Genomic DNA, 22,101 nt, shown 5'->3' with positions numbered 1-22,101 from the left:
GACGGCGAATCGTGGAGGCGTTCCGGCCGGCCGCCGTAATGATTTCCGGTCACGTTTCTGCTAGGCGTTCCCGACGCCGCCTTTTCCGAAAGATCAACCTCTGACAGACCGAAGGCGCTGGAGCCCTTCTCACGCCAAGCTGATTTCGCGGGCCCAAAAAACACGCTACCCAGAGACCATGTCGACTGCTTCCTATCTCCCCGCCGCGCGCCGCGCCAAGCGCAAGCTCTCGGTCCGCCGGATCGCCGCGTGGATTGCCGCGCGCGCCACCGATCCGAACACGGCCGTGTGGCTCGTGGTCGGTTTCGCGCTGGTCCACGCGCTGCTGTGGACGCTGATCCTGGTCAAGCTCAAGGCCGCGCAGGACGTCCATATGGACGTCGCGGAGGCCTACGCCTGGGGCCAGCGCTTCCTGCTCGGCTATGGCAAGCATCCGCCGCTGTCGGGCTGGATCGCCGGGGTCTGGTTCAGGATTTTCCCGGTCACCAACTGGTCGACCTACCTGCTCGCAATGACCACCGTGAGCTCCGCGCTGGTGGTCTGCTGGCTGATCGCGCGGCGCGTCGTCGACCATCGCCGCGCGTTCTTCATGATGGTGATGCTCGCGCTGTATCCGATCTTCAATTTCAAGGGCTTCAAGTACAACGCCGACCTGGCGCAACTGGTGCCGCTGCCGCTGCTGGTGCTGGCCTATCTGAATGCGTTCGAGAAGCGCACCGTGAAATCCGGCCTGTGGCTCGGCTTTGCCGGCGCGCTGGCGCTGATGACCAAATACTGGGTGGTGACGGTGATCGGCGCCATCGGGCTGGCCGCGCTGATTCATCCGCAGCGGCTCGCCTTCCTGCGCTCGCCGGCGCCATGGGTTGCGCTCGGCACGGTGGCGGTGGCGATGATCCCGCATCTGGTGTGGCTGGAGGAGGTGAACTTCCTGCCGTTCACCTATGCCGGCGACGTCTACGCGTTGCCGAGCCGCGCGCTCAATCTCCAGCACGTCACCGGCTATATCGGGCACAATCTGGCGCTGCTCGCCGCGCCGGCGGTGCTGGCCTTGATCGCGCTGCTCGCGGTGGCGCTGGCGCGCTGGCCGCGGGCGGGCGCGCCGGCATGGATCTGGTCGCGCGGGCCCAATCCGGCGGTCAATCTGCCGCAGGCACTCAACATCTGGCTGATCCAGCTGATCGTCGCCATCGGGCCGCCGCTCGGCGCGCTGGCGTTCTCGGTCTACATCAAGACCGACTGGGGCATTCCGCTGTTCTTCCTGGTGCCGCTGGCCCTGATCGCGATCCCGACGCTGCGGATGCCCCGCATGGCGCTGTTCGCGATCACCGCGATCTGGTTCGTGGTCACGATCGTCACCCTGATCGCCGCGCCGAGCATCGCCTCGCAAGAGGTGGCGTCGAACAGCACCGGCGCCTCGACCTATGCCGCGCGCTCGGAGCTGGCGCGCGAGCTGACCGAGACCTGGCAACGCAAATTCCATTCGCGCTGGGCGGTCGTGGTCGCGCGCTCCGACATCGCCGAGCCGATGACGTTCTACAGCCCCGATCATCCCGCGGCGATCATGCCGGGCGAAGCGTGGTCGTCGGGACTGACCTCGCTCGACGAGGCCAAGCGTCTCGGCTTCATCGGCATCTGCGATCCCAAGGAGCCGGAATACATCACGCCGTGCGAGACGTGGATGGCGGAGCATGCCAAGGGCGCCGAGCAACTGGTGATGACCACGCAGCGCTTCTTCGGCGGCCATCCCGGCCCGTCGACGGTCTGGAAGATCTATCTGGTCCCGCCGGCGAAGTAGCCCGCCTCTTACCTCTCCCCGCTTGCGGGGAGAGGTCGGATCGCATCGAATGATGCGATCCGGGTGAGGGGGTACAGGTCTCTCGATAAAGCACCGCGGTGGAGAGAGCCCCTCACCCCAACCCTCTCAGCGCGAGCTCTGCTCGTCGCGCCCCCGCAAGAACGGGGCGAGGGAGCAGACCGCCTTCGCGGCGCGCGCCGCCTACGTGCCTTCTTCGTTGAACTTGCTGGCGACCAGCTCGGCGATGGCGTCGAGCGCCTGCTGTGCTTCGGCGCCCTTGGCGGACACCACGACGGTGGTGCCGGGGCCGGCGGCGAGCATCATCAGTCCCATGATCGAGGTGCCGCCGACGGTCTCGCCGCCGCGGGTGACCCAGACCTCGGCGTCGAAGCGCTCGACCATCTGGACGAACTTGGCCGACGCCCGCGCATGCAGGCCGCGCTTGTTGACGATCAAGAGTTCACGGGAGATCGCATCCGCGGGCACGCCCGGGCCGACGTCGTTCGCGCCCGGGGCCTCGCCGCTCATTTGCCTGCGAGAACGCGGCTGGCGATGGTGACGTATTTGCGGCCGGCTTCCTGGGCCATCGCGATCGCGTCGGGCAGCGAGCGCTCCTCGCGGACCTTGGCAAGCTTGACCAGCATGGGAAGATTGATGCCCGCGAGCACTTCCACCTTCGGGCGGCTCATGCAGGAGATCGCAAGGTTCGACGGCGTGCCGCCGAACATGTCGGTGAGGATCGCGACACCATCGCCGCTGTCGACGCGATTCACCGCTTCGATGATATCGCTTCGACAGAGATCGGAGTCGTCCTCGGCTCCGATCGTAATTGCTTCAATTTGTTTCTGCGGACCCATCACGTGTTCGAGCGCCGCTCTGAACTCGTCGGCAAGGCGCCCATGGGTCACCAGCACTAGACCAATCATCGGAAACTCCTCGCGGGCGCTCTTTGGTGCACCGCACGAACGCGCCACTTTGACCATCCAGAGGCCCTGCGCAAGAGGGCATCTTGGCTAGTCTCCCTGATCCTGGCGGTAGAGAGGGGAGGCTGCGCCGACTAAATCCGGCGCGATAGTGGATGTGATATGGTTACCAATTCCCTTCCCACAATTGCCCGCAAGATTACGGGAACATGAACTTTCAGTTGTCGTCAGCGCTGCGACAACCAGCGGAAGGGGTTGGAAACCGGCGGAAACCGGGATTCTCGGTATCAAAACACCATTGAGGCTGATTTTGAGTGCCTCCGGCGGAGGCAGCCGCTCCGCATCGTCAGCGGCCAGATCGACGACGAGCCCGACCACGGCCTCCGCCACGAACGGGCAATGGCGGATTCCGAGGCCCCGGATCTCGATCAGACCGGCCAATTGCGGCGCCGGGCGGACCCACAATTGTTCGCCGGCTGTGTCGAGATGGACACGGTCGTCCCCCACCAAAATGGCCGGCGGAAGCTGTCCGGTGCGCCCGGCGAGAATCAGATCGAACGCCAGACGGGACTTGCCGGCCCCCGAGGGACCCCGGATCAGCACGGCGCGTTCGCCGACCAGGACGGCGGATGCGTGCACGCTTGAATTGTCGCTCATAGTGAAGGCAGCCGGACCACGAATCGCGCGCCGGCGATCGTGGGCTTGCCGTCCTCGTCCGCCGCGCCAAAGCGGTTCTCGGCCCAGATCCGTCCGCCATGCGCTTCGATGATCTGCTTGGAGATCGAAAGGCCGAGGCCCGAGTTCTGGCCAAAGCCCTGGTGCGGCCGGTCGGTGTAGAAGCGCTCGAAGATCCGCTCCAGCGCATCCTCGCCGATGCCGGGGCCGTCATCGTCGACCACGATCTCGACCTCGCCGCGGACGCGGCGGCAGACGATGCGCACCTTGTCGCCGGGCTTGGAGAACGACTGCGCATTCGACAGCAGGTTCGAGATCACCTGGCCGAGCCGTGAATCATGGCCGGGCACCGACAGCGTATCGGTCGGTCCGCGGCCCTCGAAGCGGGCCTCGACGGCGACGTCGTGGCCGAGCCGGGTCTCGTTGGCGACGCCGGTCAGCGTCGTCAACAGCCGGCGCAGATCGACCGGCGCCATGTCCTGGCGCTGCAACTCGGCATCGAGCCGGCTGGCGTCCGAGATGTCGGAGATCAGGCGGTCGAGCCGCTGGACGTCGTGCTCGATCACGGCGAGCAGCCGCGCGCGGCTGTTCTCGTTGCGCGCCAGCGGCAGCGTCTCGACCGCGGAGCGCAGCGAGGTCAGCGGGTTCTTCAGCTCGTGGGCGACGTCGGCGGCGAACATCTCGATCGCCTCGATACGGCTGTACAGCGCGTTGGTCATGTCGCGCAGCGCGCCGGATAGATGGCCGATCTCGTCGCGGCGCCCGGTGAAGTCGGGAATTTCGACCCGGGTCTGGATGCGGTGGCGGACGCGCTCGGCGCCGTAGGCGAGCCGCCGCACCGGGCCAGCGATCGTGCTCGCCAGGAGCAGCGACAGCATGATCATGACGGCGGAGGCGACGCCGCCGACCTTGAGGATGGCGAGACGCTCGGACAGCACCAGCTGGTCGATGTCGTCGCCCTGGGTGGTCAACATCAGCGCGCCGCGCACCGCGCGGAAATGCTGCACCGGCACTGCGACCGACACCACGACCGCGCCGCGCTCGGTGACGCGGACCATGCTGCTCTTCATGCCCTCGAGCGACTGGGCGACTTCGGGATAGCCCTTGCCGCCTTCGGGACCGAGCTCGCGATAGACCGGCAGGTCGCCGCGGTTGAACCAGGTCTTGATCGCGATCTTGGTCTTCTCGTACAGCGACGGCTTCTCCGACGGCGGCGGCAGCTCGAAGCGCAGCACGTCGCCGCGGGCAAACAGATTGCGGCTGTCGAGGATCAGCCCGCCGTCGCGGTCGAAGATGCGCGCCCGCGTCTTGGTCGGCGCGATCAGCCGGCGCAGCACCGGCGCGACGCGTTCCGGATTGATCGGGAAATCCGCCGATTCATCCGGCTGGCCAAAGCTCTCGCCGGGCTTCAGGTCGAGCAGGCGGTCGGGATCGATGGTGACGGTGTTGCCTTCGACGGTCGCCGAGGCTGCAATCGCCTCCGAGATGATCTCGGCATAGACCAGCAGGCTCTGGGTGCGGGCCTCGATCAGGCCCTGCCGGAATTGCGAGAGATAGAGGATGCTGGCGACCAGCGCGACGAGGCCGGCCAGATTGAGCGAGACGATGCGGCGCGTCAGGCTCGAGAATGACAATGCGAAGAAGAACTGGCCGGCGCGGCGCAGCCAGCTCAGCGGACGCCGCCAGCCTTTGTCCCGCGCCGCTGCATCGTCGGCGACGAGGTCCTGTTCGAGGAGCTGTGACGCGTCCCCGTGATTCAGTCCAGGCTCGGGCTGCGTTCGATCAAGCACTGGCAAGACTGCCGGTTGGATTGGAGGTTGCCCCGCGAAGCAGGCGTCCGCGAGAGCTTACCCAGCCGCGCGGACGCTGTCAGTTAACAAACCGCCCCATTAGCGCAGATCAGGCTTCCTTGAAGCGATAGCCGACGCCGTACAGCGTCTCGATCATCTCGAACTCGTCGTCCACGACCTTGAACTTCTTGCGCAGCCGCTTGATGTGGCTGTCGATGGTGCGGTCGTCGACATAGACCTGGTCGTCATAGGCGGCGTCCATCAGCGCGTTGCGGCTCTTCACCACGCCGGGCCGCGTCGCCAGCGCCTGCAGGATCAAGAACTCGGTCACGGTCAGCGTCACCGGCTCGTTCTTCCAGGTGCAGGTGTGGCGCTCCGGGTCCATCCGCAGCAGGCCGCGATCGAGCGCGCGGGCGTCCGGCTCCTTCGGCGGCGCGGTCGGATCCTTCGGCTGGCCGCGGCGGAGCACGGCCTTGACGCGTTCGACCAGCAGGCGCTGCGAGAACGGCTTGCGGATGAAATCGTCGGCGCCCATTTTCAGGCCGAACAGCTCGTCGATCTCTTCATCCTTGGAGGTCAGGAAAATCACCGGCAGGTCGGACTTCTGGCGCAGCCGCCGCAGCGTCTCCATGCCGTCCATCCGCGGCATCTTGATATCGAGGATCGCGAGGTCTGGCGGCGACGTTCGAAATCCATCCAGCGCCGATGCACCATCCGTGTAGGTCATGATGCGATAGCCTTCGGCTTCGAGCGCGATCGAGACGGAAGTGAGAATGTTGCGGTCGTCGTCGACCAAGGCGATTGTGGGCATGAGCTGCTTTCACAATGAGAGTGGCTTAAACGGCGGGCATTCCAAGCGACGCGCCGTCAAAATGGGCTTCGAACGTGGTCAACCGAGCAATGCAAGCTGGGCTGAAGTGTGACCGAGTTCCGCAAAAACTGCTTCTGCGTCCCATGCGATGGACCCCATATAGCACCCTGAGACCACGAGAAAAGGCCCTTTTTCATCGCAAAGCGGCGGGTTCCGCAATTAAACTGACCCAACAGGCCTCCCATGCAACCGACCGCCGATTTCGACCCCGCTCACCTCGCCCGCTCGCTGCTCCGCCGCAGCCGCCAGGGGGCGCTCGCCACACTAATGGCCGGCAGCGGCGATCCCTATTGTTCGTTGGTCAATCTGGCCAGCCATCCGGACGGCGCCCCGATTCTGTTGATTTCGCGGCTGGCGCTGCACACCCGGAACATCCTGGCCGACGGCCGGGTGTCGCTGATGCTGGACGAGCGCGCCGAGGGTGATCCGCTGGAGGGGGCCCGGATCATGCTGGCAGGGCGGGCGGAGGAGGTTGCGGAGGCCGAGCGGGAACTCGTTCGCCGGCGCTACCTCGCGGCCCATCCATCAGCGGAAGCCTTTGTCGAATTTAAGGATTTTTCGTTCTTCGTAATCCGGCCGAGCGGCGCCCACCTGGTCGCCGGGTTCGGCCGCATCGTCGACCTCAGCCCTGCGCAGTTCCTGACCGATCTGAGCGATGCCGCGTCGCTGCTGGAGGCTGAGGCGGGCGCGGTGGCGCATATGAACGAGGATCACCGCGAGGCGATGAACCTCTACGCCACGCGTCTGCTCGGCGCCGAGAGTGCGGACTGGATCACAACCGGCTGCGATCCTGACGGCATCGACCTGCAGGCCGGCCGCAAGACGCTGCGGCTGGATTTTCCCGAGCGCGTCACCGACGGCACCTCGCTGCGCAAGATGCTGGTCCGGCTCGCCGGTGAGGCGCGCGCCAAGACATAGCGCCAAGACGTAGCGATCAAGGATCGCGACAAATCTTCCAGGCCTTGAACGGACATTGCCGCTGCCGCGACTCATGGCAGCGCAGCGAGGCATCATGTCGCACGGCCATGGCTCCTGCGCGATCGGTGAAGCGGCGAGCGAGGCTCATGAAGTCAGGCATTCATCTGGTCGTCGCGGCGTGGCTCGCGCTTGCCGCAAGTACCGGCCTGAGTGCGCCGGCGTTCGCGGAAGGCGTCGCTGCGCTGAGCGCTAAAATCAACGCGCTCAGCCGCGCCGGCAAATATGCCGAAGCCGTGCCGTTGGCGCAGGGCCAGCTCGATAGTCTCGAGAAGAAATACGGCCCCGACAATCGCGACGTCGCGGCGGCGCTGAACAATCTCGCCCAGCTGTATGGCGAGCAGGGCCGCGACGCCGAGGCGGAGCCGCTGCTCAAGCGCGCCATCGCGATTCTCGACAAGGTGTCCGGCCTCAACTCCGCCGAGGCGGCGCCGGAGTTGAACAATCTCGCCGCGCTCTATCAGCGCCAGCAGCGCTATGCCGACGCCGAACCGCTGTTCAGGCGCGCGCTTGCGATCCGCGAGAAGGCGCTCGGGCCGAACCATCCCGATCTCGGCCAATCGATCAACAATCTCGCGACGCTCTACGAAAAGCTCGACCGCCATGAGGATTCCGAGCCGTTGTTCAAGCGGGCGCTGGCGATCTACGAGAAGGCCGCCGGCCGCGAGCATCCCGCGGTCGCGACGCTGCTCAACAATATCGGCCAGGTCGAGAAGGTGCAGGGCCGCTACGCGGAGGCCGAACCGCTGATCCGGCGTTCGCTTGCGATCCGCGAGAAGGTTTTGGGGCGTGAGCATCCCGACGTCGCGCGCTCGCTCAACAACCTTGCCGATCTCTACGAACGCCAGGGCCGCTATACGGACGCCGAGCCGCTCTATCAGCGCGCGGTCGCGATCCGTCAGGCCGCACTCGGCCCCGATCATCCCGATCTTGCGATATCGCTCAACAACCTCGCTTCGCTCTACCAGGCCGAAGGTCACACGAAAGATGCGCTGCCGATCGTGCAGGCCACGATCGCAAGCGGCCGCATGCAGCTGCGCGTGGCGCTGCCGGTGCTGCTGGCCGCGCAGCGCCAGCAACTGCTGCCGAGCGAGAAGGCGCTCGACGATGCGCTCAACGTGGTGCAGCGCGCCACGCAATCGTCGGCGGCCTCGGCCGTGAACAAGCTCGCGGTGCGGCTTGCCGCCGGCACCGATCGGCTCGCGCAACTGGTGCGCCGCGATCAGGATCTCACAAGCGAGGCCGAGGCGCTCGACAAGTCGCTGCTGTCGGCGGTGTCGAAGGATCGCGCCAAACGCGATGCCGCCGCCGAAGCGAAGAGCCGCGCGCGGCTCGCCGCCATCGCCGCCGAGCGCGCCGGCCTGCAAAAGACGTTCGCCAGCGAATTCCCCGACTATGCCGCGCTGTCGAATCCGCTGCCGATGACCGCAAAGGAGATCCAGTCGCTGCTTGCCGCCGACGAGGCCATGGTGCTGTTCGCGGTCGCCGAGAAGGAAAGCTTTGTGTTCGCGCTGACCCGCGATGGCGCCGATTGGACATCCGTTCCGCTCGGCGCCGGCGCGCTGTCGGAGAAGGTTGCCGCGTTTCGCCGCGGCCTCGACATCGGCAAGGCGCAGGACGCCACCGGCAAGGCCGGCCTGTTCGATCTTGGCCTCGCCAACGAGCTCTATGCGACGCTGCTCGGACCGGTGGAATCGCTCATCAAGGACAAGCGCAGTCTGCTGGTTGCGCCGGTCGGATCGCTGACAGCGCTACCATTTCATTTGCTGGTCACCGCGCCGCCGCCGGCTGCGATTCCCGAAACCTTTGCCGGTTATCGCGACGCCTCGTGGCTGCTGAAGCGGCAGTCTGTCTCGATCCTGCCGGCGGCCTCCAGCCTGAAGGCCTCGCGCGTGTTCGCGCGCAAGGAGCAGAGCACCAAGCCGCTGACCGGCTTCGGCGATCCCTTGTTCAATCCGTCGCTCGAAGGCGCCGGCGACAACCGCACGGCCGTCAAACAGGCCTCGCGTGCGCTGGTCACTTCGGCCTACACCGATTTCTGGCAGGGCGCCGGCGTCGATCGCGTGCGGCTTGCGGCGGCGCTGCCGCAACTGCCTGATACCGCCGACGAGTTGAATGCCGTGGCAAAGGATCTCGGCGCCGCCAGCACCGACATCCATCTCGGCGCCGACGCCAGCGAATCCACGGTCAAACGCGCGCAATTGGCCGATTACGGCATCGTCTATTTCGCGACGCACGGCCTTGTCGCCGGCGATGTGAAAGGTCTTGCGGAACCTTCTCTGGTCTTGAGCATTCCAAAACAGCCGTCCGCTTTCGACGACGGCCTGCTGACCGCAAGCGAGGTCGCGCAGCTCAAGCTCAACGCCGATTGGGTGGTGCTATCTGCGTGCAACACGATAGCCGGCGACAAGCCCGGTGCCGAAGCCCTCTCGGGGCTGGCGCGGTCGTTCTTCTATGCCGGCGCGCGGGCATTGCTGGTGTCGCACTGGTCGGTGGATTCGGAGGCCGCAACGCGGCTGACCACATCGACGTTCGATCGTTTGAAGGCCGATCCGAAGCTCGGTCGCGCCGAGGCGCTGCGCCAGGCCATGCTGGTCTATCTCAACGACACATCGTCGCCGCGAAATGCATACCCGGCATTCTGGGCGCCGTTCGCCCTGATCGGCGAGGGCGCGGCCCGCTGACTGGCACCGTTTGTGCATCGCAACGCCCTGTCGACAGGGAGAATGGTGGCAAAACGCCGCGCGACTCCTTTGAAAACAACAGGAAAACGAAAGCAGGGCGAAACGCTGCCGCGCTGCGGCATATGCACATGACGATGTGGCTGCCTTGGAATAAACCAAAAGCCAGTCGACTAGCTTGGCAAGCCCGGCGATCCCCACTATTAGGTCGCCGGACCGGAGCCGAGAGGCTATATTCCACAGACGGTCACCGCGGCGGGGCGCGTTTGGCGACATTCGCGCGAACAAGGATACGCGGGTTCGAGGAGGTTCTTCGTGCAAGAGACGGGCGTGCATAACGGTGCCTTTGGCGCCGACAAATTCGGCTTAAAAAATCTCAAGGGCGTGCATTGGAACTACGGCGCGCCCCAGCTCTACGAGCATTCGTTGCGCAATGGCGAAGCGGTGCTCTCGGCCGACGGCGCGCTTTGCGCGGACACCGGTGTGTTCACCGGCCGTAGTCCAAAGGACAAGTTCACGGTTCGCGACGGCCTGACCGACAAGAACATGTGGTGGGCTGGCAATCAGTCGATCACCTCGGAGCAGTTCGCGACGCTTCATGCCGACTTCCTCAAGCACGCCGAAGGCATGACGCTGTTCGCGCAGGATCTCTACGGCGGCGCCGATCCGAAGCATCGCATCAAGACGCGCGTCTTCACCGAACTCGCCTGGCATTCGCTGTTCATCCGCACGCTCCTGATCCGTCCCGAGACGTCGGAGCTCGCAAGCTTCGTTCCGGAGCTCACCATCATCGACCTGCCGAGCTTCCGCGCCGATCCGAAGCGTCACGGCGTGCGCTCGGAGAACGTCGTCGCGATCGATTTCGCGCGCAAGATCGTCCTGATCGGCGGCTCGCAATATGCCGGCGAGATGAAGAAGAGCGTGTTCACCACGCTGAACTATTACCTGCCCGAGAAGGGCGTGATGCCGATGCATTGCTCGGCCAATGTCGGGCCCGCCGGCGATACCGCGATCTTCTTCGGGCTATCAGGCACCGGCAAGACCACGCTGTCGGCCGATCCCAAGCGCACGCTGATCGGCGACGATGAGCACGGCTGGAGCGAGGACGGCGTCTTCAACTTCGAAGGCGGCTGCTACGCCAAGTGCATCAAGCTGTCCGGCGAAGCCGAGCCGGAAATCTACGCCGCCAGCAAGCGCTTCGGCGCGGTGCTGGAGAACGTCGTGCTCGGCGCGAACGACCGCGTGCCCGATTTCGACGACGGCTCGAAGACCGAGAACACCCGCTCGGCCTATCCGCTCGACTTCATTCCGAACGCCTCGCGCACCGGCTGCGCGCCGCATCCGAAGAACGTGGTGATGCTCGCCGCCGACGCCTTCGGCGTGATGCCGCCGATCGCCAAGCTGACGCCGGCGCAGGCGATGTATCACTTCCTGTCCGGCTACACCGCGAAGGTCGCCGGCACCGAGCGCGGCCTCGGCAACGAGCCGCAGCCGGAATTCTCCACCTGCTTCGGCTCGCCGTTCCTGCCGCGCGATCCCTCGGTCTACGGCAACATGCTGCGCGAGCTGATCGCCAAGCACGATGTCGATTGCTGGCTGGTCAACACCGGCTGGACCGGCGGCAAGTACGGCACCGGCCGCCGCATGCCGATCAAGGTGACCCGCGCGCTGCTCACCGCCGCGCTGGACGGTAGCCTGCGCAATGCGAGCTTCCGCACCGACAGGTATTTCGGCTTCGCGGTGCCGACCTCGCTGCCGGGCGTCGAGCCGCATCTGCTCGATCCGATCAAGACCTGGGCCGACAAGGCCGAGTTCGACAAGACCGCGCGTGCGCTGGTCGGCATGTTCGCCAAGAATTTCGCCAAGTTCGAAGCCCAGGTCGACGCCGAAGTCCGCGCCGCCGCGCCGGACGTCAAGGTGGCGGCCGAATAGGCCGCGTCCTGATTGCGTGATTGAAAAGGCGGCCCGTGTGGCCGCCTTTTTTGTTTTGTACAGACCCTGTCAAACCCGTCATCCTGAGGTGCGAGCCCTTGCGAGCCTCGAAGGATGAATCGGCCACCGGCCGGGCCGTGCATCCTTCGAGGCTCGCCGAAGAGGCTCGCACCTCCAGCGACAAAGGCGAAGCCTTTGCGCGGGGATGACGGGGATAGAGCGAGCGCGCTACTCCCCCATCTCCGGCAGCACGGCGTTGCTCGGTGTCTGCCTGTCCGTAATCTGCAAGCCGAACAGGCTGCCGATCAATTCGACCGCGACGCGCGCGGTGCGGCCGCGCTCGTCGAGGAACGGGTTGAGCTCGACGATGTCGAGCGAGCGCACCAATCCAGAGTCGTGCAGCAGCTCCATGATCAGATGGGCTTCCCGATAGGTCGCGCCGCCCGGCACCGTGGTGCCGACGCCGGGCGCCACCGCCGGATCGAGGAAGTCGACGTCGAACGAGACGTGCAGCACGCCGTTCTTGGCGCGCACGCGCTCGATCACGCGGCGGGTCAGCACGGCGACGCCGAACTCGTCGATCTGCCGCATGTCGGCGATCGAGACGTTGCGCTGGCGCAGCAGCTTGCGCTCCAGCGGATCGATCGAACGCGCGCCGATCACGTCGAGCTGGCTCGGCGGGATGCTGGCGCGCGGCAAGCCGCCGAGCAGATCGTCGAGCCCGGGCTCGCCGCACAGGAACGCGGCCGACATGCCGTGCATGTTGCCGGTGATGGTGGTGGCCGGCGTGTTGTAGTCGGTGTGGGCGTCGACCCACAGCGCGAACAGCGGCCGGCCCTGCTCCTGCCAGTAGCGCGCGACGCCGTTGATCGAGCCCATCGACAGCGAGTGATCGCCGCCCATGAAGATCGGGATCGCGCCGGACTGCGCCAGCCAGTAGGCGCGCTCGGACAGCGCGCGGGTCCAGGTCTTCACCTCGTCATAGAACTTTGTGTTTGCCGGCACCGGGCCGTCGTTGACGACCGCGGGGATCGCAAGGTTGCCGTGGTCGTCGACCTGAAAACCGAGCTGCTCGAGCAGCCGCGCGATCCCGGCGGTGCGCAGTGCGTCCGGTCCCATCAGCGGGCCGGCCTGCGCCGCGCCGATCTCGATGGGAACGCCAAGCAGCGCGATCCGCTGATGCTTTACAGTGTCGGCTTCGGACATGCGGCATGGCTCCCAAGGGTGTGGAACAGCAGCGACGCGCCAATGTTCCCTCAACCCTTGAAATAGGCAATCCGATCCTATCAGGCCATTGTGGATAGCCGGCTGCGCCTACGCCTTGAAATACGCGATCTGCGTCGTGGTCGCGAGCAGGCGGCCGGACGGCGACCACAATTCGCCGTGCTGGTCGCCATAGCTCTTGTGGAACGTCTTGGCGTCGGCGACCGCGACCAGGCGGGTGGTGTCCTCGGCCGCGAGGTCGGCCGCATCGGCATGGAAATAGGTCGTCAGCGACACCGTGCCGAACGGCACCAGCTCGTTGCGCGCGTGGAAGATGCGGCCGAAGAACGCGTCCGACATCGACATCAACGATAGCGCGTCCACCTTGCGCGGCACGCGGTCGGCCATCCAGAGCTTCGAGTACGGGCTCACCGGTTCTTTCAGCGCGGCGCCGCCGATATCCGGCCTGCCTTCGTCGAAGCGGAAGTCGTATTGGTTGGTCCAGGTCATCGCGAGCTTTGGATACGGGCGGAGTTCCTCGAACGCCTTGGCGCCGGGGAAGTCCGTCGGCTGATGCGACCATGACGGCCGCCGCTCGGCGAACACCGCGGTCGCGAGCGTCGCCACCTCGCCGCCGCCCTGCGTCATCTCGACCGACCAGTGCTGGCTCGAGCGGTTGGCCTTCACCAGCCGCACATCGAGATCGAACACGCCCTCGGCGACCGGCGCGCAATAATTCACGGTCAGCGCCAGCGGATCGCCGGCGCGCTGCGGATGCTGCATCAGAGCGCGCAGGATCGTCGCCGCGGTGCAGCCGCCGAACGGCCCGACGAACGCCCAGTAATCCGGGCTGGTGCGCCCCTGCCAGCGGCTGTCGCCGGCGGTGACGGCGGTGGCTTCATCGAAAAGGTGTGGCGTCTTGGTGAGCATCAAAGCCTCGAATGAAAGTCGTGTCTCCGTCATTGCGAGGAATGGAGCTGCGCTCGCAATGACGCTCGACATGCAATATCGCGAGCGAGCGCGCCGAATTCAATGACGTCGGACGTAATCGATTTCCGCGTCCCGGGATTAAGCTGCTATGGGCGATCCAAAGGGGTGCAGAAGCCGTTGATGACCTCGACTGCGGCTTCGGGGTGGGTCGCCAGCAGCATATGCGAGGCATCGAGCCAATGGACCTGGCAGCGCGGCTGCGCAGCGACGATCTCGGTGACCTGTCGCTTGCCGGTCAGGCGATCGTCACGCCCGTAAAGACACAGCATCGGGCAGCTGATCCTGCGCAGCCGATCGCGCTTGTCGACGCCGAGCGCCTCGCGGGCGCGGTCTTGAAGGATCTTGCGCGGCAAGATCGCGAGCACGTCATGAAGACGGGCCGAGAGTTCAGGTCTCGCTGTCGCTCCCATCAGCGCCGCTGTCACGAGACGCTTCGGGAGCCATCTGACGTCCAGGGCCCGAACGAATGCGGCGAGCTGCGCCGGCAACGGATGCCGCGCAAAGCTCGACGCCAGGACAAGGCCCGCGACGCGCTGATCCGTGGCGGCCAGCTCGATCGCGATCGGTCCGGAGAACGATTCGCCGAGGATGACAAACGGCGCGTCCGGCGCGCGTTCGACGACATAGGCGGTCAGCTCGGCATAGCCCAGCGATCGATCGCGCGGGTAGCTGAGCAGTTGCACCGGCCGATGCGTGGCCAGTCTCTCCGCGAGACCCTTCAGCAACTCGCCGGTGCCATCCATGCCCGGCAGCAGGACGACCGGGATGGCTCCGGGCCGGCTCATCTGGACGTCGCAGCGCGTCGCAGCCCAGCAGGAGCCCAGCCCGATCGCATTGACATCTACCCCTTCGCCTCGCGCCGCGTGCCGATCAGCGGCGGCGCGCTCGGGTGCACCGGCACGTGCCAGATGTCCTCGGCATATTCGCGGATGGTGCGGTCGGAGGAGAACCAGGCCATCCGCGCGACGTTGAGGATGCTGGCGCGGGTCCAGGCCGGGATCACCTGCCAGCGCGCGTCGATGCCGCGCTGCGCCTCGTAGTAGGAATCGAAATCGGCCGAGACCATGTAGTGGTCGAGATAGCGCAGCGCGTGGCCGATCGAGGCGAAGCGGGCGGGATCGCCGGGCGAGAACTCGCCGCTCTCGATGGCGCGAATCGCGCGCTCCAGCCGCGGCGATTTGCGGATGATGTCGCTGGCGTCCAGCCCCTGCTTGCGGCGGACCATGACGTCGCCGGCTTCCAAGCCGAAGATCGCGATGTTCTCCGCGCCGACGGCGTCGCGGATCTCGATATTGGCGCCGTCGAGCGTGCCGATGGTCAGCGCGCCGTTCAGCGCGAGCTTCATGTTGCCGGTGCCGGAGGCCTCCATGCCGGCGGTCGAGATCTGCTCGGAGAGATCGGCGGCCGGGATGATCACCTCGGCGAGGCTGACATTGTAGTCGGCCAGGAACGCGACCTTCAGTCTGCCGCCCAGCGAAGCATCATTGTTGACGACCTCGGCGACGTCGCTGATCAGCTTGATGATCAGCTTCGCGTAGCGATAGCTCGCCGCCGCCTTGCCGGAGAAGATTTTTACCCGCGGCACCCAATTGGCCTGCGGGTTGTCCTTCATTGCGTGGTAGAGCGCGATCGTCTCCAGGATGTTGAGCAGCTGCCGCTTGTATTCGTGGATGCGCTTGATCTGCACGTCGAACAGCGCCGACGGATCGAGCTTGATGTGGTTGCGCTCGCCGATCAGCCGGGCCAGCGCCAGCTTGTTGTGGTGCTTGACGTCGCGAAAACGCTTCTGGAATTCGAGGTCGCTGGAGTGGGTCTCGAGTCGCTCCAGCAGCGAGAAATCGTCGAGCACGGCCTCGCCGCAGGTCTCGCGCAGCAGCGCGGTCAGGCGCGGGTTGGCCAGCATCAGCCAGCGGCGGAAGGTGATGCCGTTGGTCTTGTTGGTGATGCGCCCGGGATAGAGGTGGTGCAGATCGTGGAACACGGTCTCCTTCATCAAATCGGAATGCATCGCGGAGACGCCGTTGATGCGGTGCGAGCCGACGAAGGCGAGCTGGCCCATCCGCACCCGGCGGCCGCTCTTCTCGTCAATCAGCGACACCGAGGCGCGATATTCGATGTCGCCGGGGCAGCGCTCCTCGGCGAGCGCGAGGTGCTGCACGTTGATGCGGTAGATGATCTCGAGATGCCGCGGCAGCAGCCGCTCGAACAGTTCGACCGGCCAGGTCTCCAGCGCCTCCGGCAGCAGCGTGTGGTTGGTGTAGGAGAACGTCGCGACCGTGATCTTCCAGGCCTCGTCCCAGCGGTAGGAGTGCAGGTCGACCAGGATGCGCATCAGCTCGGTGACCGCAAGGCTCGGATGGGTGTCGTTGAGCTGCACCGCGGCCTTTTGCGCGAGGTTGCGCAGGCCGCCGTCGGAGGAGAGGTGGCGGTGCACCAGGTCCTGCAGCGAGGCCGAGACGAAGAAATATTCCTGGCGCAGCCGCAACTCGCGGCCTGCTGCGCTCTCGTCGTTCGGATACAGGAATTTGCAGATCGCCTCGGCGCGCGCCTGTTCGGCGCTGGCCGAGACGTAGTCGCCGGTGTTGAAGACGTCGAGCCTGAGCGGATCGGGCGCATGCGCCGACCACAGGCGGAGCGCGTTGACGTGCTGGCCGCGCCAGCCGACGATCGGCGTGTCGTAGGCCATCGCCTCGATGGTTTCCGCGGGATGCCAGGTGGCGCGGTCGCGGCCGCGGTCGTTGACGTGCTCGACATGGCCGCCGAAATGGACGTTGTAGACCACTTCCGGCCGCTGGAATTCCCAGGGGTTGCCGTAGGCCAGCCACTCGTCGGGATATTCCTGCTGCCAGCCCTGGTTCATGATCTGGCGGAACAGGCCGAAATCATAGCGGATGCCGTAGCCGATCGCGGGGATCGCCAGCGTCGCCATGCTCTCCATGAAGCACGCCGCAAGCCGTCCGAGGCCGCCATTGCCGAGCGCGGCATCCGGCTCGCATTTGCGCAGGTCCGACAGATCGACGCCGAGATCGCCGAGCGCGGCCTCGAACACCGGCAGCAGCCCCATATTGTTCAACGCGTCGGTGAACAGGCGGCCGATCAGGAACTCGAGCGAGAGATAATAGACGCGCTTGGCGCCGGCATCGTAGCTCTCCTTCTCGGTGCTCAGCCAGTGGTGCACGATGCGGTCGCGCAGCGCCAGCGCCGCCGCCTTGTACCAGTCGCGCCGCGTCGCCATGCCGGCGTCCTTGCCGATCGCGAGCCTGAGCTTGGCGAGGATCGCGCTCTTGATCTCGCCCAGCGCCAGTTCATCGATCGGCTGATTTAGTAGTGGGTAGTTTGTTTGTTCCTGCAACGCGCCCAATCCCTGCCATTCAGACTTCGGGATCATGATGCGAATCCCCGCAGCATGATCCCATCCCTTCGCTGGAGCATGGAACTTTTCGGAAAACCGGTGCCCACCCTTTTCCGACCATGCCCTGGCGCAATGATACGCGCGTTGCATGGCAATCGAAACCATCCGAAATGCGGCCATGCACGGCGTTGCCGCAAATTTATGCAAAGACCGGGCCGATTTGAGCGCTTCGGAACCGTCATCGCCGGTGCTACGATCAGCGCGAAGCCGGGACTTTGCGACAGCAGAGGAGGCGTGATGAGACTGTTGATCGAGATCGCAGCCGCAACGTTGCTCGTGGTCTGCATCACCGCAACCAGCGCCGCCTATGCGGCGGGCAAGACCGGCCGCAGCGCCGACGGCCTCACCTGCGGTTTCAGCGTCGCACAGAACGCCACCCCCGCCGCGCGCTGCGCCGCCATCAAGCGGCAATGCGGCGGCAAGTTCTATGCGAACGCCTGCGGCGACAAACTGCTGTCGGCCGCAAACTGACGCACGCAAATCGGCTGACGTCAGATAGGGCACAGGCGCTGTTCCGCGTGAGCGGTGGGCTTGGTTCGCTCGTTGCCTGATTCACCGGAAACACCGTGGTGATACGGATTTCCAGAGTTTAACGAGTTGTTTACAGATGTGCCTGCCGGCGCGGGGCAGGCACATTTCATCTCGAAGACATTATTTCAAGCGGGCCGCTGACATCACTCAGCGGCCCTTATTGCTTTGGGGGATGCAATCGTCGTCCTGGCGAAAGCCAGGACCCATTACCCCGCCTGTCAAATGAGGCCCGACCGGTCATTCCAATCAGGATTGTCCGCTTCGATCAGTTTGATCTTCCAATCGCGCTTCCAGAACTTCAGCTGCTTCTCTCGCGCGATGGCTTCCTGCGCTGTGGCAAATTCCTCCAAGCGAACGAGGCGGAAGACCCTGTATTTGTGGACGAACTTGGAGCCTCGCCCGGAGCGGTGCAGTTCGAGCCGAGCCCGAATATCATTTGTGACGCCGATATAGATCGTTCCGTGATGGCGGCTTGCGAGAATGTAGACGTAGTAGCTGCCTGCTGTGCTCATGTGCCAGAGCTCGCAAAACAATGGGCCGTCGGGGTAATGGGTCCTGGCTTTCGCCAGGACGACGGCTAGGGACGACGGATCATAAACCATCCAGAACGAATTAAGAACACTTTAGCAAGCCTTTGATATATCATTGTGATTCGGCGCATTCGCCGACACAATATCTATGGCCTCTCAGTCTCCGCGAGGACTACATGTCCACCATCGCCTTTGATCAGTTCGCTCTCACCCGGATTGCCGATTTCGCGCGCTCGCTGACCCGGCTGCACCAGGTGTCGCGGCGCCAGCCGATCGACGACGATCAGCTCGACCGCGAGTTCAACGCGGTCTGCATGTCGATCTGGGGCTACACCACGGATGATTTCAGCGACGATCTGTTCTCGCTGGAGGATCACGCCTGGCTCGATTCGCTCGACGAGGCGCATGCGCGCATCTTCGCCGCCGAGCAGGGCTACGATCTGGTCGACGATCACGGCATGCTGACGGATTGGTGGGGCTATTGCTGGATGATCCTCGCCGAGAAGCGCGGCATCCTCAATCCGGAGAACCGCGCCGCCGCGCGCGCCGCGATCGAGGACAAGTACCTGGCGGCGCCGAACGTGATCGGCGTGATCGTCGGGCGCTGATCGTTGATGACACGAATGGCCGCTTCGTGGCTGTCATCGCCCGGCCTGTGCGCAATTGCGCACATGGACCGGGCGATCCAGTACGCCGCGGCCTCTCGGTTCAATAACGACGGCCTCTGGAATACTGGATCACCCGCTTTCGCGGGTGATGACACCGCGTTGGCATTTGGATCAATGCACCTCGGCGCGCTTCGCGGGCTTCGCCACTGACGTCTTCGGCACCACCGAGGCCGGCGGTGACGGCGCCACATCCCTCCGGGTTTCCGGCAGCGGCGCGTCGCCGGCGATCTCCGCGGTGACCGGGGCGACCTTCATTTCGCCGAGGCGGGCGCGGATCTCGGAGGTCAGGCCGGGATAGGATGCGATCGGCGTGAAGTCGAAGGCCTGCTCATTGCCTACGCGGATGCCGGTGTAGGCGACCAGGCCGTCGGTCGTCGCGATCACATCGCCGGCGCGCAGCGAGGTATCGAGCGCCAGATCGACCGGTGCGAGCCCCGCCGGATCGCGGCCGTTGCAGGTACAGTCGGCGCGCAGTTCCTTGCGATAGGCATAGGCGTTCTCGCTGTCGGCGTAGCGGCCGCCGGTGTTCGACGAGGCGCTGTCGATGCTGCTGCCGTAATAGACCTTGGTCGCGCTGGCCGGGCAGAACGCCTGGCACATCTGCACCGGCGTGGCGTTGCCGCGCATGGTCAGCGGAAAATACTTGCCGTCGCAGGTGCGCACGCAGAACGCCGGCCCGGAGCCTGCGACGCGCGCCACCGGCGCGGCCGGCCGTTCCGGCTGCTGGGTGTTGCCGAACGGATCGGCGAAGAAATTTGCCTGCGGCGGGGCTTGGCGACTCTGCTGCTTCTGCGCGCCGCCGAAGAAGAAATCGAACAGCCCTTCGGCCGAGACGGGCGCGGGCACGACCATGACGGAGCCCGCAAGCATTGCGGCAGCCAGCATCACGCAGCGCCGCACGCGCCGATCACTCAACTCTGTACGCAACGCCAACTCCACCCGACGCGCCACGCCGCGGCGACAGCTGCCGCAGCGGCTTCACCATAGTGCGGGATGGTAAACGAGCGATTGATTGGGCGGATGAGGAAGAAGACGCGGGGGAATTCCTTCGCCTCTCCCCGCCTGCGGGGAGAGGCCGGATCGCATCGCAAGATGCGATCCGGGTGAGGGGGACTCTCCGCGAGTCTGGTGCGCGGAGAGAAGCCCCTCACCCCGACCCTCTCAGCGCGAGCTCTGCTCGTCGCGACCCCGCATCCGCCTTCGCCCGAAGGCGGGCTTCGGCGGACAAGAGAGCGGGGCGAGGGAGCAGAGGGACCGTCAGCCCTTCAAAAATTCGCCGGCCTTGTACAACGCGCGGAACGGCAACCCGGCCTCCGCAAACGTCTCGGTGGCGCCTTCCTCGCGGTCGACCATGGTGAACACCAGCGCGATCTCGCCGCCGGCCTCGCGCACCGCTTCCACCGCCTTCAGCGCCGAGCCGCCTGTGGTGGTAACGTCCTCGACGATCACGATGCGCTTGCCCGCGAGCGACTCGCCCTTGGCGAGCCCTTCCACTGCGAGCCGCGCGCCGTGCTCCTTCGGCTTCTTGCGCACGAAGAAGGCCGCGATCGGGTGGCCCTTCAGCCAGGAGAGCTGCGCGATCGCGCCGGCCAGCGGCACCGCACCCATTTCCAGCCCGCCGACGAAATCGAGATTGTCGTCCTTCAGCGCCTCGTAGGTCAGTTCGGCGAGCAGCGCGGCGCCCTCGGGATCGAGCATGGTCGGCTTCAGGTTGAAATAGAAGTCGCTCTTGCGGCCCGACGCCAACGTGATCTCGCCGCGGCCGAACGAGCGCTTGCGGATGATCTCGGCGAGGCGGGCACGGGAGGCTGATTTGGACAAGGCTTGTTCCCTTGAAAGCTTGCTCGGCGGTTCGAAACGGGCGGCAATCTATCGATGGTAGCCGGGACATTCCAGCGCGGAAATTGGCCCGTCAACAGCGCCCATGCCGCGATTTTTGAAGGGCGCGCTTGCGATCCGCGCGGGTTGTGCCGCCCCCGGCTTCCCCGTAAGCAAGCGGCAAATATCTGGAAGGGAAGCGGAAATGACCATCGAGCTGCACACCTGGAACACGCCCAATGGCCGCAAGATCTCGGTGGCGCTGGAGGAGATGGGGCTGCCCTACAAGGTGATCCCGGTGAACATCAGTAAGGGCGAGCAGATGGCGCCCGCTTTCCTCGCCATCAGCCCGAACAACAAGATCCCGGCGATCGTCGATTCCGACGGGCCGGGCGGCAAGCCGGTCAGCATCTTCGAATCCGGCGCGATCCTGCTCTATCTCGGCGAGAAGACCGGCAAGTTCCTGCCGAAGCCGCTGGCCGAGCGGATCCCGGTCTACGAGTGGCTGATGTGGCAGATGGGCGGTTTCGGCCCGATGCCGGGCCAGGTGCATCATTTCATCGCGCTGGAGAACGAGCAGGACCGCGCCTACGGCCTGAAGCGCTACAAGGCCGAGACGCGCCGGCTCTACGGCGTATTGGACCGCCGGCTGGACGGACGCGAGTTCGTCGCCGGCGACCTCTCGGTCGCCGATTTCGCCATCCTCGGCTGGGCCTGGCGCCACCCGCGCCACAAGGTGGAGCTATCAGACTTCCCCAACGTCAAGCGCTGGTACGAGGCGCTGATGGCGCGGCCCGGCACGAAACGCGGCATGGAAGCAAAGCTGGATTGAGAGGCCTTCTTCCCTTCTCCCCTTGTGGGAGAAGGTGGCGCGGACGCAGTCCGTGACGGATGAGGGGTTGTCTCTGCTTGCGAGGCTTTGCCGTGTGGAGAGATACCCCTCACCCGGCTTCATCTCGCTCCGCTCGATTGCGCCACCCTCTCTCACAAGGGGAGAGGGTATTCACTGGGCGCTTGCTCTTCCCTTCTCCCCTTGTGGGAGAAGGTGGCGCGGACGCAGTCCGCGACGGATGAGGGGTTGCCTCCGCTTGCGAGGCTTTGCCGCGTGGAGAGATACCCCTCACCCGGCTTCATCTCGCTCCGCTCGATTGCGCCACCTCTCCCACAAGGGGGAGAGGGTATTCACTGGGCGTTTGCTCTTCCCTTCTCCCCTTGTGGGAGAAGGTGGCGCGGACGTAGTCCGCGACGGATGAGGGGTTGCCTCCGTTTGCGAGGCTTTGCCGCGTGGAGAGATACCCCTCACCCGG

The 22,101-nt window shown here is 65.4% G+C and carries 19 protein-coding genes; 7 read left to right on the top strand and 12 right to left on the bottom strand.

From position 1 onward, the window contains the following. Positions 1-178 precede the first annotated feature (178 nt). Positions 179-1,795, top strand: a complete 1,617-nt coding sequence (locus XH93_RS40190) for a glycosyltransferase family 39 protein (protein ID WP_194471678.1) — start codon at positions 179-181, stop codon at positions 1,793-1,795. Between the two features lie 201 nt (positions 1,796-1,996). Here the strand turns inward: XH93_RS40190 and XH93_RS40185 are convergent, their stop codons facing one another. The 5 genes from XH93_RS40185 to XH93_RS40165 all read right to left on the bottom strand — a co-directional run bounded on the left by XH93_RS40185 (position 1,997) and on the right by XH93_RS40165 (position 5,994). Continuing rightward, the gene (locus tag XH93_RS40185; protein WP_194471677.1) at positions 1,997-2,323 is read right to left on the bottom strand and encodes an HPr family phosphocarrier protein; all 327 of its coding nucleotides are present in this window, start codon (positions 2,321-2,323) and stop codon (positions 1,997-1,999) included. Beyond that, the gene (locus tag XH93_RS40180) at positions 2,320-2,721 is read right to left on the bottom strand and encodes a PTS sugar transporter subunit IIA (RefSeq protein WP_021076632.1); all 402 of its coding nucleotides are present in this window, start codon (positions 2,719-2,721) and stop codon (positions 2,320-2,322) included. Before XH93_RS40180 ends, XH93_RS40185 begins: the two co-directional genes overlap by 4 nt. 87 nt (positions 2,722-2,808) lie before the next feature. Beyond that, on the bottom strand, positions 2,809-3,375 hold the full coding sequence (locus tag XH93_RS40175) for an HPr kinase/phosphorylase (protein ID WP_194471676.1): 567 nt from the start codon (positions 3,373-3,375) through the stop codon (positions 2,809-2,811). Then, positions 3,372-5,183 carry a sensor histidine kinase gene (locus XH93_RS40170; RefSeq protein WP_194471675.1) on the bottom strand — a complete coding sequence of 604 codons (1,812 nt, stop codon included), beginning with the start codon at positions 5,181-5,183 and terminating at the stop codon, positions 3,372-3,374. Before XH93_RS40170 ends, XH93_RS40175 begins: the two co-directional genes overlap by 4 nt. 109 nt (positions 5,184-5,292) lie before the next feature. Further along, positions 5,293-5,994, bottom strand: coding sequence for a response regulator transcription factor (locus XH93_RS40165; RefSeq protein WP_139479670.1), 702 nt, complete (start codon positions 5,992-5,994; stop codon positions 5,293-5,295). Between the two features lie 243 nt (positions 5,995-6,237). Here XH93_RS40165 and XH93_RS40160 point away from each other — a divergent pair, with 243 nt between their 5' ends. The 3 genes from XH93_RS40160 (at position 6,238) to XH93_RS40150 (ending at position 11,642) form a co-directional block, all read left to right on the top strand. Then, complete coding sequence (locus XH93_RS40160; protein WP_194471674.1) at positions 6,238-6,972, top strand: HugZ family protein; 735 nt, start codon at positions 6,238-6,240, stop codon at positions 6,970-6,972. Between the two features lie 146 nt (positions 6,973-7,118). After that, positions 7,119-9,713 carry a CHAT domain-containing tetratricopeptide repeat protein gene (locus tag XH93_RS40155; protein ID WP_194471673.1) on the top strand — a complete coding sequence of 865 codons (2,595 nt, stop codon included), beginning with the start codon at positions 7,119-7,121 and terminating at the stop codon, positions 9,711-9,713. Positions 9,714-10,025: 312 nt separating this feature from the next. Further along, positions 10,026-11,642: a phosphoenolpyruvate carboxykinase gene (locus tag XH93_RS40150; protein ID WP_139479667.1), complete on the top strand. Its 1,617-nt coding sequence runs from the start codon at positions 10,026-10,028 to the stop codon at positions 11,640-11,642. A gap of 228 nt (positions 11,643-11,870) precedes the next feature. On the opposite strand, the gene rocF is transcribed toward XH93_RS40150, so the two are convergent. The 4 genes from rocF to XH93_RS40130 form a co-directional block, all read right to left on the bottom strand. Next, positions 11,871-12,848: an arginase gene (gene rocF, locus XH93_RS40145; protein WP_139479666.1), complete on the bottom strand. Its 978-nt coding sequence runs from the start codon at positions 12,846-12,848 to the stop codon at positions 11,871-11,873. A 108-nt stretch (positions 12,849-12,956) separates the two neighbouring features. Then, positions 12,957-13,775, bottom strand: a complete 819-nt coding sequence (locus XH93_RS40140) for an acyl-CoA thioesterase II (protein WP_139479665.1) — start codon at positions 13,773-13,775, stop codon at positions 12,957-12,959. 146 nt (positions 13,776-13,921) lie between these two features. Then, positions 13,922-14,578 (bottom strand): alpha/beta fold hydrolase, encoded by a 657-nt coding sequence (locus XH93_RS40135; protein ID WP_194471672.1) that lies wholly within the window; start codon positions 14,576-14,578, stop codon positions 13,922-13,924. A gap of 98 nt (positions 14,579-14,676) precedes the next feature. Next, on the bottom strand, positions 14,677-17,223 hold the full coding sequence (locus tag XH93_RS40130) for a glycogen/starch/alpha-glucan phosphorylase (RefSeq protein ID WP_371814874.1): 2,547 nt from the start codon (positions 17,221-17,223) through the stop codon (positions 14,677-14,679). A gap of 261 nt (positions 17,224-17,484) precedes the next feature. Here XH93_RS40130 and XH93_RS40125 point away from each other — a divergent pair, with 261 nt between their 5' ends. Beyond that, positions 17,485-17,718 carry a hypothetical protein gene (locus tag XH93_RS40125; protein ID WP_194471671.1) on the top strand — a complete coding sequence of 78 codons (234 nt, stop codon included), beginning with the start codon at positions 17,485-17,487 and terminating at the stop codon, positions 17,716-17,718. A gap of 278 nt (positions 17,719-17,996) precedes the next feature. Here the strand turns inward: XH93_RS40125 and XH93_RS40120 are convergent, their stop codons facing one another. Then, positions 17,997-18,290 (bottom strand): GIY-YIG nuclease family protein, encoded by a 294-nt coding sequence (locus tag XH93_RS40120; RefSeq protein WP_194471670.1) that lies wholly within the window; start codon positions 18,288-18,290, stop codon positions 17,997-17,999. 194 nt (positions 18,291-18,484) lie between these two features. On the opposite strand from XH93_RS40120, the gene XH93_RS40115 reads away from it, so the two are divergent. Next, entirely contained in the window at positions 18,485-18,916 is a 432-nt protein-coding gene (locus XH93_RS40115; protein WP_194471669.1) for a hypothetical protein, read from the top strand. Between the two features lie 171 nt (positions 18,917-19,087). On the opposite strand, the gene XH93_RS40110 is transcribed toward XH93_RS40115, so the two are convergent. Together XH93_RS40110 and pyrE are read right to left on the bottom strand one after the other, a co-directional pair. Continuing rightward, the gene (locus tag XH93_RS40110; RefSeq protein ID WP_194471668.1) at positions 19,088-19,861 is read right to left on the bottom strand and encodes a DUF2865 domain-containing protein; all 774 of its coding nucleotides are present in this window, start codon (positions 19,859-19,861) and stop codon (positions 19,088-19,090) included. 372 nt (positions 19,862-20,233) lie between these two features. Next, positions 20,234-20,797 (bottom strand): orotate phosphoribosyltransferase, encoded by a 564-nt coding sequence (gene pyrE / locus XH93_RS40105; protein WP_139479661.1) that lies wholly within the window; start codon positions 20,795-20,797, stop codon positions 20,234-20,236. Between the two features lie 202 nt (positions 20,798-20,999). On the opposite strand from pyrE, the gene XH93_RS40100 reads away from it, so the two are divergent. Beyond that, positions 21,000-21,626, top strand: coding sequence for a glutathione S-transferase family protein (locus XH93_RS40100; RefSeq protein ID WP_194471667.1), 627 nt, complete (start codon positions 21,000-21,002; stop codon positions 21,624-21,626). The last annotated feature ends 475 nt before the right edge of the window (positions 21,627-22,101 follow it).

The sequence above is a fragment of the Bradyrhizobium sp. CCBAU 51753 genome (assembly GCF_015291565.1).
Taxonomy (GTDB): Bacteria; Pseudomonadota; Alphaproteobacteria; order Rhizobiales; family Xanthobacteraceae; genus Bradyrhizobium; species Bradyrhizobium ivorense.
Note: the sequence above shows the minus strand (reverse complement) of the source record. Positions and strands in the feature narration are given on the sequence as shown.

Excerpts from the sequence above, each read along its gene's own strand:
- XH93_RS40190 (WP_194471678.1), top strand. The coding sequence starts at position 179 with ATGTCGACTGCTTCCTATCTCCCCGCCGCGCGCCGCGCCAAGCGCAAG.
- XH93_RS40185 (WP_194471677.1), bottom strand. The coding sequence starts at position 2,323 with ATGAGCGGCGAGGCCCCGGGCGCGAACGACGTCGGCCCGGGCGTGCCC.
- XH93_RS40180 (WP_021076632.1), bottom strand. The coding sequence starts at position 2,721 with ATGATTGGTCTAGTGCTGGTGACCCATGGGCGCCTTGCCGACGAGTTC.
- XH93_RS40175 (WP_194471676.1), bottom strand. The coding sequence starts at position 3,375 with ATGAGCGACAATTCAAGCGTGCACGCATCCGCCGTCCTGGTCGGCGAA.
- XH93_RS40165 (WP_139479670.1), bottom strand. The coding sequence starts at position 5,994 with ATGCCCACAATCGCCTTGGTCGACGACGACCGCAACATTCTCACTTCC.
- XH93_RS40160 (WP_194471674.1), top strand. The coding sequence starts at position 6,238 with ATGCAACCGACCGCCGATTTCGACCCCGCTCACCTCGCCCGCTCGCTG.
- XH93_RS40155 (WP_194471673.1), top strand. The coding sequence starts at position 7,119 with ATGAAGTCAGGCATTCATCTGGTCGTCGCGGCGTGGCTCGCGCTTGCC.
- rocF (WP_139479666.1), bottom strand. The coding sequence starts at position 12,848 with ATGTCCGAAGCCGACACTGTAAAGCATCAGCGGATCGCGCTGCTTGGC.
- XH93_RS40140 (WP_139479665.1), bottom strand. The coding sequence starts at position 13,775 with ATGCTCACCAAGACGCCACACCTTTTCGATGAAGCCACCGCCGTCACC.
- XH93_RS40135 (WP_194471672.1), bottom strand. The coding sequence starts at position 14,578 with ATGGATGGCACCGGCGAGTTGCTGAAGGGTCTCGCGGAGAGACTGGCC.
- XH93_RS40130 (WP_371814874.1), bottom strand. The coding sequence starts at position 17,223 with ATGATCCCGAAGTCTGAATGGCAGGGATTGGGCGCGTTGCAGGAACAA.
- XH93_RS40125 (WP_194471671.1), top strand. The coding sequence starts at position 17,485 with ATGAGACTGTTGATCGAGATCGCAGCCGCAACGTTGCTCGTGGTCTGC.
- XH93_RS40120 (WP_194471670.1), bottom strand. The coding sequence starts at position 18,290 with ATGAGCACAGCAGGCAGCTACTACGTCTACATTCTCGCAAGCCGCCAT.
- XH93_RS40115 (WP_194471669.1), top strand. The coding sequence starts at position 18,485 with ATGTCCACCATCGCCTTTGATCAGTTCGCTCTCACCCGGATTGCCGAT.
- XH93_RS40110 (WP_194471668.1), bottom strand. The coding sequence starts at position 19,861 with ATGCTGGCTGCCGCAATGCTTGCGGGCTCCGTCATGGTCGTGCCCGCG.
- XH93_RS40100 (WP_194471667.1), top strand. The coding sequence starts at position 21,000 with ATGACCATCGAGCTGCACACCTGGAACACGCCCAATGGCCGCAAGATC.